Here is a 6,630-nt window from a genome sequence, read left to right as displayed (position 1 = left end):
CTCGTTCTCTAAGAAGCTGGAGAACCATATTGGCGCTATCTGGTACTTCATCCATCATTACAATGCATCCTTACAGGTTTAGGACTACCAAATTTTCAATGGTGATTTTCATGGCCGATACATCCTTGATACAAACTTCAAAGGACGTAAAGCCTCAAACGGCCCTATTTTTCTTGCTTATTGACAACAGAAATGGCCTTCAAGGATTTACGTTAAACCCTGAAAGCCTCACCAGTTATAGAGTTTTGCAGCAATCGGGATGACAGGATTCGAACCTGCGACCCCTTCGTCCCGAACGAAGTGCGCTACCAAGCTGCGCTACATCCCGTAAGCCATATCTTAGCTTATTTTTAATGATGCTCCACAGTGTCCCCCTAATCCAGCCCTTTTAATTCTGGGTTTGGATCCGAGGATTGGCCATAGGACTTCGGTGAGGAAACCGTGACCTGAAGGGGCGGTGTCTTTTCTGCTCTGGAGATCCAGCCTCCCCAGCCCTGAACTCCCCTGATCCAGTCCCTCACGGGATTCATGATCCTGTCAGACAGCTGCTCTCGTTGATTGACCAGAAAAATGCTGACCAGGGTCAGGAAGACGCCCATCATTTGAAACTGGCTCAACACCTCTCCTAGGAAGAGATTCCCGAATCCAAGGGCAAACACAGGGGTAAGAAAGGTTAAGGAGCTTAAGCTTGTCAGATTTCCTGTCGAAGCAAAGAAGAAGAAAAGCCCGTAGGCGATCGCACTGCCAAACACCGAGGCATAGGCGATGGCGCCCCAGTGTCCTAGGGTTAAAGATTGCATGGGGTGATCTTCCCATCCCCAGGATCCGATCAGCAATGGCAAGCCTCCGAGGATCATATGCCAGCCCGTCGCCGAAAGGGCATCTGCATACTGACAGACCTTGCGAATCATCACGGTTCCCACCGCCATCGATAGGGCCGCAAGCAGCATCAGCACCTCTCCCTGGTTCAATCCCTGCAAAAGCCATGCGCCAAAATCTGCTAGAGATCCGCCTGAGAGGGTTGCCCAGCTCAAATTTGCCACCTCGACCTTGGAAAAGCCAATGAAGCTAATCCCCGTCACGCCAATTAAGAGCCCCAACCATCCCAGGGCACCGACGCGCTCTCCGTAGAGGATCCAAGCCAGCAAGGCAACCACCAAGGGCTGCGAATCAATCATGACTGACCCCAGGCCCGCGCCCGTGCGCAGGAGCCCCTGGGCTAAAAATCCCTGAAATAGGGTGCCGTCCACCAGCGCAAACAGCGTGATCCATCCCCAGGCCCTCCATCCCTTGGGCTGCGGGCGGCCCATCCCCAGCGCCGCTAAAAGCACCAGTCCACCCGCAGGCAGGATGCGCATGGCAGCTAAAAATAGCGGCGAGGTTTCCGGAATCACCCCCTTCATCGCCACCATGGCAGTTCCCCACAAGAAAAATGGAGAGAGGATCAAGAGACGATGGCGTAAAAAATGAGCAACAGAGGAGTCCGAAACCATGCAGTTTGTTAAACCCTAACTTGAAGAATCTCAGAATGTTTATATTTCTTAATACTATAGCAGTCTCCCTCTTGGACCGCGTCAACCCTTTCCTGCGGGCGGCTTAGGAACAACTAATGCTAAATTACGGAAAGCTTAACCTGGAGAGACCCCAGCGTTAAGTGCTTATCACCCATCTTCATACTGAAAAACTGTTCATGATCTGGCCATTTAAATCCGGCGCAAAAAAACAAATTGCCAAAATTGAAGTGAAAGGGGCGATCGCGGGGGCGACGCGAGATCATGTCTTGGAAGCCATTGAAACCATTGAAGAAAAAGGATTTCCAGCCCTACTGCTGCGGGTGGATAGCCCCGGCGGCACCGTGGGCGACTCCCAGGAGATCTACGAGGCGCTCAAGCGGATCCAGGAGAAGGTGAAGATTGTCGCCAGCTTTGGGAATATCTCTGCCTCCGGGGGCGTTTACATTGGGATGGGTGCCCATCACATCATGGCGAACCCCGGCACCATTACGGGGAGCATCGGCGTCATCTTACGAGGCAATAACCTGGAAAAGCTGCTGGAGCGCGTGGGAGTTTCCTTTAAGGTGATTAAGTCTGGACCTTACAAAGACATTTTGGCCTTTGACCGGGAGCTGACCGAGCCCGAGCAGACGATTTTGCAGGAGCTGATTGACACCAGCTATGGGCAGTTTGTGCAAACGGTGGCAGAGGCGCGCAATCTTTCCGTGGAAACCGTCAGAACCTTCGCCGATGGTCGTGTTTTTACGGGACAGCAAGCCCTTGAGTTGGGACTGGTGGATCGCCTGGGCACTGAGGAAGATGCCCGCAAATGGCTGGCTGAGCTGGCTGGCCTGGATCCCAAGAAGGCGGAGTGCGTCACCATTGAAGAGGAAAAACCCTTCTGGAAAAAGGTGTTGCCCCTGGGGAGTCGCGCCATTGGGCCCATTCCGCCCCAGATCCGGTCCTGGGTAGAGTTTGAGGTGGCCACCAGTGGGCTGCCCCTGTGGATGTATCGTCCCTAGGAGGAAAAGCACTCGCGGCTCAGGATGGGGGCAAGATGTCAAATTTACTTACATCTTGCGGGGGATTTCACCAAACTGAGGGATGATGATGTCTAACAATGGAGGGTTTAACTGTGTCGTGGAGAGTTCGTTCAATTCGTGGAGCCACTACCTGCACCGTCAATTCAACCGCTGCCATTCGGGATGCGGTGACGGAGTTGCTTGATGAAATCGAAGCCCAAAATTCCCTAGACCTATCCGAAATTGTCCATGTTACCTTTTCTGTGACTCGCGATCTCGATCAAGTTTTCCCGGCGGCGATCGCCCGCGAGCGTGAACATTGGGATCAGGTGCCGCTGCTGGATGTTCAGCACATGTACGTGGAAGGTGGCCTGGAGCGCTGTATTCGTTGCCTGATCCAGTTCAATACCCCCGACCCGGATCGGCCCATCCACCATGTGTACCTGCGTCAGGCCCAGAACCTGCGGCCCGATCTTTGTCTGAGGGCGAAGGTTGCCCTCTAGTCCCTGCTTTCGTTCCCTAGTTTCTCCGCTTTTTCCAAGGATTTTTGATGATGTCGACCGATGCCAAGGTGAAAGACTTCATGACCCCCAGTCCCATCACGATTGCTCCGGCAGCGACGGTCGAGGAGGCCGTCAAGCTGATGGAGGAAAAGGGGATTAGTGGTCTTCCGGTTGCTGACGAGTCTGGGAAGCTGGTGGGAATCATCTCAGAAGGCGATCTTCTGGTGCGCGAGTCTCCCATGAAGCCGCCGCTGTTTCTGTCCTTGCTGGGAGGCGTAATTTACTTTGAGTCTCCTTCTCAGTTTCATCAGCACATTAAAAAGTCCCTGGGAATGCTGGTGAGTGACGTGATGACGGATAAGGTGATTACGGTGATGCCGGAGCAGAGTCTGAGCGAGGCTTCTAACACAATGCTGAGCAAAAAGGTGAACCGTCTCCCGGTGGTGGACGATCAAAAAAGGCTGGTGGGGATTTTAACCCGCCATGATCTGGTGCGGGCCTTAAAGGGGAATTTATCTTGAAAGAAGCATCTTGAAAGAACTATCTTGAAAGAACTATCTTGACAGCCATTGACAGCGAACGGAGAGCATTATCTTGATCTGCCGGTGAAGGGGGTCGAGCCTAAATTACCCGAGATTTCTCTCCGACTGTACCCGCAAGCTTCTCAGGCGGTTGAGGACCAAGGCCACATCCAGGGGGCGCACCGCCGCCAGTTCCCCACTGGGAATGTGCGTTAAGGCGTCCCAGTTCTCGGCGTTTAGAGTGTCCTTCAGAGCTTGGAGTACCATCAAAAACGTGCCAGATCGCTCCTGATGGTGCAGATCTAAGATCAGCAGACTCTGGGCGATCGTTCGCAATTGTCCGGTTTCCACCAGATGTTCCTGGGCCGATACATCCAGGGTTTGATCGCCGATTTGCAGCTGGCTGAGCCCCTGCACCTTCACCTTGGGAGGGCGATCGCCTTGTCCCCGAAACCAGGGCTGCGGCGCAACCACTCGCTGAGAAACATCGCTCATGGTGCTGGTGGCCTCCTGCGTGCGATCTGTGGGATATTGGGCCGCGATCCTCCGGGCCGCTTGAGTACAGTCGCGGGGCTGAAATTGATCCATGGCAATGACGTGGTCCGCCACGTCAAAGTAATCGCCGCTGCCTCCCATCACCAACACCGTGGAGATCTGGCTCTGTTCGTAGAGGCGTCGCACCTGATCAATGAAGGGTGTGATGGGCTCTTTATCTTTTGTGATCAGGGCCTGCATCCGGCGATCGCGGATCATAAAATTAGTGGCCGAGGTGTCTTCATCTAAGAGCAGCACCTGGGCCCCGGCCTCCACCGCTTCAATGATGTTAGCGGCTTGGGACGTGCTGCCGCTGGCATTCTCAGTGCAGAAGGCTGTTGTGGATTGTCCCAGGGGCAAGTCATTAATAAATGGCGATAGGTCAACCCCCTGGACAGATCGTCCTTCCTCAGCCCGAATTTTAATGGCTGAGGGGCAGCTAACCACATATTCACGTCCATCTCCTAGAATATGATTGTAAACTCCGGCCTGGATGGCTTGCAGCAGCGTGGACTTTCCATGATAGCCTCCGCCCACAATCAGGGTCACGCCCGCTGGAATGGCCATTCCGGTCACGGATCCGCGATGGGGACAGTGTAGGGTGGTGCGGAACTGTGGCGGAGCGCGAAAGGGAATGGACTGCCCTTGCAAGGGGCGATCGCTGACGCCAGATTCACGGGGTAAGATGGCGCCATCGGCAACGAACGCCACCAGATTTTGGGCTGCCAGCTGCGATCGCAGGGCTTCGGCGTCCTCGGCGCAAGCCAGGTGATCGGCGATGGCTGGTCCATCTAGATCTGCGTAGGTGAGGGCTTGATGAATCCAGTCCGGGAGGCGATGGCACAGCAACTCTGCTGCCGCCGATCCGGCAATGCGCCGACCGTAGGCCGGTAGACCCACCCGCAGCCGCAGTTCTACCTGGTGGGTGTTAATGAGCAAGGCCGATCGGTCCAAAATGACCTGGCTGGGTTGACTTACGAAAAACTGACCGCTTTTGCCAGACCCTGCAGGACGCGAAGCCCTCTGGGCAAGGTGTGCGCAGCGGCGCGTGAGGTAGTCTCGCAGCGCAATTTCGCGCACGCGGTTGTCGTACAGATGCGGTGGAAATCCGGCAGCGGACTGTGCTAGGACGACCCGGCATTGGCTAGGGCTGGCGAAGGGATCGCCTTGAATGGAGTCAAAGTAAAGCTGCAAATTTGCCACCGGGTAGACCGAATTCAGCCCGCGGTAGGCCTTGTAACTTTTGCCCTCTAGATTCAACAGCGTTGATTGCAAATCCGCCATGGGTCCAGGTCTAGAGTTTCTCCTGGGCGGGGGGCGTAATGCCGCTGCGCAGAAGTCCCTGGTCCAGATTTTGTAAAAACTGGATATCTGCCGCTGGCAATGACGCGCCGGGTAGCTTGGGATCGGCTATGTTGGCGTCCTTGCGCAGGAAGGAAAACGCCTGCTGAAACTGCGATCCCGTTGCGGCGATCGGAGCGTCCAGGTGACAGGGAATGATCCGCAAAATGGGCCATTGGGCAATGCGGTTAACCCAGACCAGGGTTTGGGCGGGAGATCGGTTTAGAATCAGCGTTTGCAAAATGGGAGCCACGAGAATTCGACCGCCTCCGCTGAGGCGTTCAAAGGATTCTTGCCAGGTTTCCTGCCAGTCGAAGGGATAGAGTCCAAAATAGGCCTTAGCAGAGCGATCGCTAGCGCTCCAGGACTCCCGCAGCGTTTGCCAGACCCCCTTGACCTGCAGGGCATGGGGACGGAAGTAAAACGAAAACAAGGCAATGCGCTGCCAGCCGCGAACCCGATGGGCTGGGGTATCGCGGATGGGATCTGCAGCCGTTTGTTTGGCGTGAAACAGCAGCGGATAGGGATTGAGTTGCACCACCTCGGGGGGCTGAGTGGGAATGGAGACAATGCTGTCGGTGACCAGAAGCGATTGGGTGGCGCGGTGAAATAACGCCACTTCCTGGAAATAACCCAGCCGCAAATCCACATCTTGCAAAATCTCATAGTCAAACTCCTCCCCAAAGGGTGCCCTATGGCTTTGGCTGGGGAGAACCTGAGTCCGCTGTTTTGGAAATCCCAGCCAGTTCAGGGGCAAATTCAGCGGAAAACTCCACTGCGCTGGAGTTACATACACCGTGGCCTCTGGACATTGTCGAGCAAACGGCCCCACAAATACCTTGTGCTCTAGCCCAGAAGCCGTGGGCAGAATGATGTACTTGACCGCGCCGTGCTCCGCCTCCAGATCCGCTAGCAGCCGACGACATTCCCGCGTTGGGGCCACCGGAGCATACACTAGGAGCCCCCCGGCTTGAAGCCGGATCACCGTCATTCGGACCGGGGTAACCACGTAAAAAATGCCCTGGATTTGCTCAAAAACCCAAATTTGTCTAGGGACCACCTCTCGCCTTAGGGTGCGCCGCTGTCCGTAGGGGTAAAGGGGGAGGAGCGGCCACAGCGACCAGGCATAGTCAGGGCTTCTGAAATTGTCCGGCATGGCATCTTCGGGAATGAAACAGATACAAACAAAGACCCCTGCACAGACTTGGAACAAGGG

General features: G+C 55.1%; 6 protein-coding genes, 1 tRNA gene and 1 pseudogene. 4 read left to right on the top strand and 4 right to left on the bottom strand.

What is annotated here, in order from left to right; genetic code table 11:
- Positions 1-82, top strand: a pseudogene (locus tag QQ91_RS07095) (IS1 family transposase); the annotation flags it as partial.
- A gap of 172 nt (positions 83-254) precedes the next feature.
- Here the strand turns inward: QQ91_RS07095 and QQ91_RS07090 are convergent.
- Together QQ91_RS07090 and QQ91_RS07085 are read right to left on the bottom strand one after the other, a co-directional pair.
- Positions 255-328: transfer RNA gene (locus QQ91_RS07090), tRNA-Pro, on the bottom strand.
- Positions 329-374: 46 nt separating this feature from the next.
- On the bottom strand, positions 375-1,493 hold the full coding sequence (locus QQ91_RS07085; protein WP_166281463.1) for a DMT family transporter: 1,119 nt from the start codon (positions 1,491-1,493) through the stop codon (positions 375-377).
- 197 nt (positions 1,494-1,690) lie between these two features.
- On the opposite strand from QQ91_RS07085, the gene sppA reads away from it, so the two are divergent.
- From sppA to QQ91_RS07070, 3 genes are all read left to right on the top strand, one after another.
- Positions 1,691-2,515 (top strand): signal peptide peptidase SppA, encoded by an 825-nt coding sequence (sppA, locus tag QQ91_RS07080; RefSeq protein WP_166281461.1) that lies wholly within the window; start codon positions 1,691-1,693, stop codon positions 2,513-2,515.
- A 113-nt stretch (positions 2,516-2,628) separates the two neighbouring features.
- A complete protein-coding gene (aroH, locus tag QQ91_RS07075) occupies positions 2,629-3,018 on the top strand; it encodes a chorismate mutase (RefSeq protein ID WP_250833282.1) in 390 nt (129 codons plus the stop codon).
- A gap of 47 nt (positions 3,019-3,065) precedes the next feature.
- Entirely contained in the window at positions 3,066-3,539 is a 474-nt protein-coding gene (locus tag QQ91_RS07070; protein WP_166281457.1) for a CBS domain-containing protein, read from the top strand.
- A 105-nt stretch (positions 3,540-3,644) separates the two neighbouring features.
- Here the strand turns inward: QQ91_RS07070 and QQ91_RS07065 are convergent, their stop codons facing one another.
- Both QQ91_RS07065 and QQ91_RS07060 read right to left on the bottom strand, forming a co-directional pair.
- Positions 3,645-5,357: an ABC-ATPase domain-containing protein gene (locus QQ91_RS07065; protein WP_166281455.1), complete on the bottom strand. Its 1,713-nt coding sequence runs from the start codon at positions 5,355-5,357 to the stop codon at positions 3,645-3,647.
- Between the two features lie 10 nt (positions 5,358-5,367).
- Complete coding sequence (locus QQ91_RS07060; RefSeq protein ID WP_166281453.1) at positions 5,368-6,570, bottom strand: DUF4336 domain-containing protein; 1,203 nt, start codon at positions 6,568-6,570, stop codon at positions 5,368-5,370.
- Positions 6,571-6,630: the final 60 nt, after the last annotated feature.

The sequence above is a fragment of the Lyngbya confervoides BDU141951 genome, from assembly GCF_000817775.3.
GTDB lineage: Bacteria > Cyanobacteriota > Cyanobacteriia > Thermosynechococcales > Thermosynechococcaceae > Lyngbya > Lyngbya confervoides.
This window is presented reverse-complemented; position numbering and strand designations above follow the sequence as displayed.

Excerpts from the sequence above, each read along its gene's own strand:
- QQ91_RS07085 (WP_166281463.1), bottom strand. The coding sequence starts at position 1,493 with ATGGTTTCGGACTCCTCTGTTGCTCATTTTTTACGCCATCGTCTCTTG.
- sppA (WP_166281461.1), top strand. The coding sequence starts at position 1,691 with ATGATCTGGCCATTTAAATCCGGCGCAAAAAAACAAATTGCCAAAATT.
- QQ91_RS07070 (WP_166281457.1), top strand. The coding sequence starts at position 3,066 with ATGATGTCGACCGATGCCAAGGTGAAAGACTTCATGACCCCCAGTCCC.
- QQ91_RS07065 (WP_166281455.1), bottom strand. The coding sequence starts at position 5,357 with ATGGCGGATTTGCAATCAACGCTGTTGAATCTAGAGGGCAAAAGTTAC.
- QQ91_RS07060 (WP_166281453.1), bottom strand. The coding sequence starts at position 6,570 with ATGCCGGACAATTTCAGAAGCCCTGACTATGCCTGGTCGCTGTGGCCG.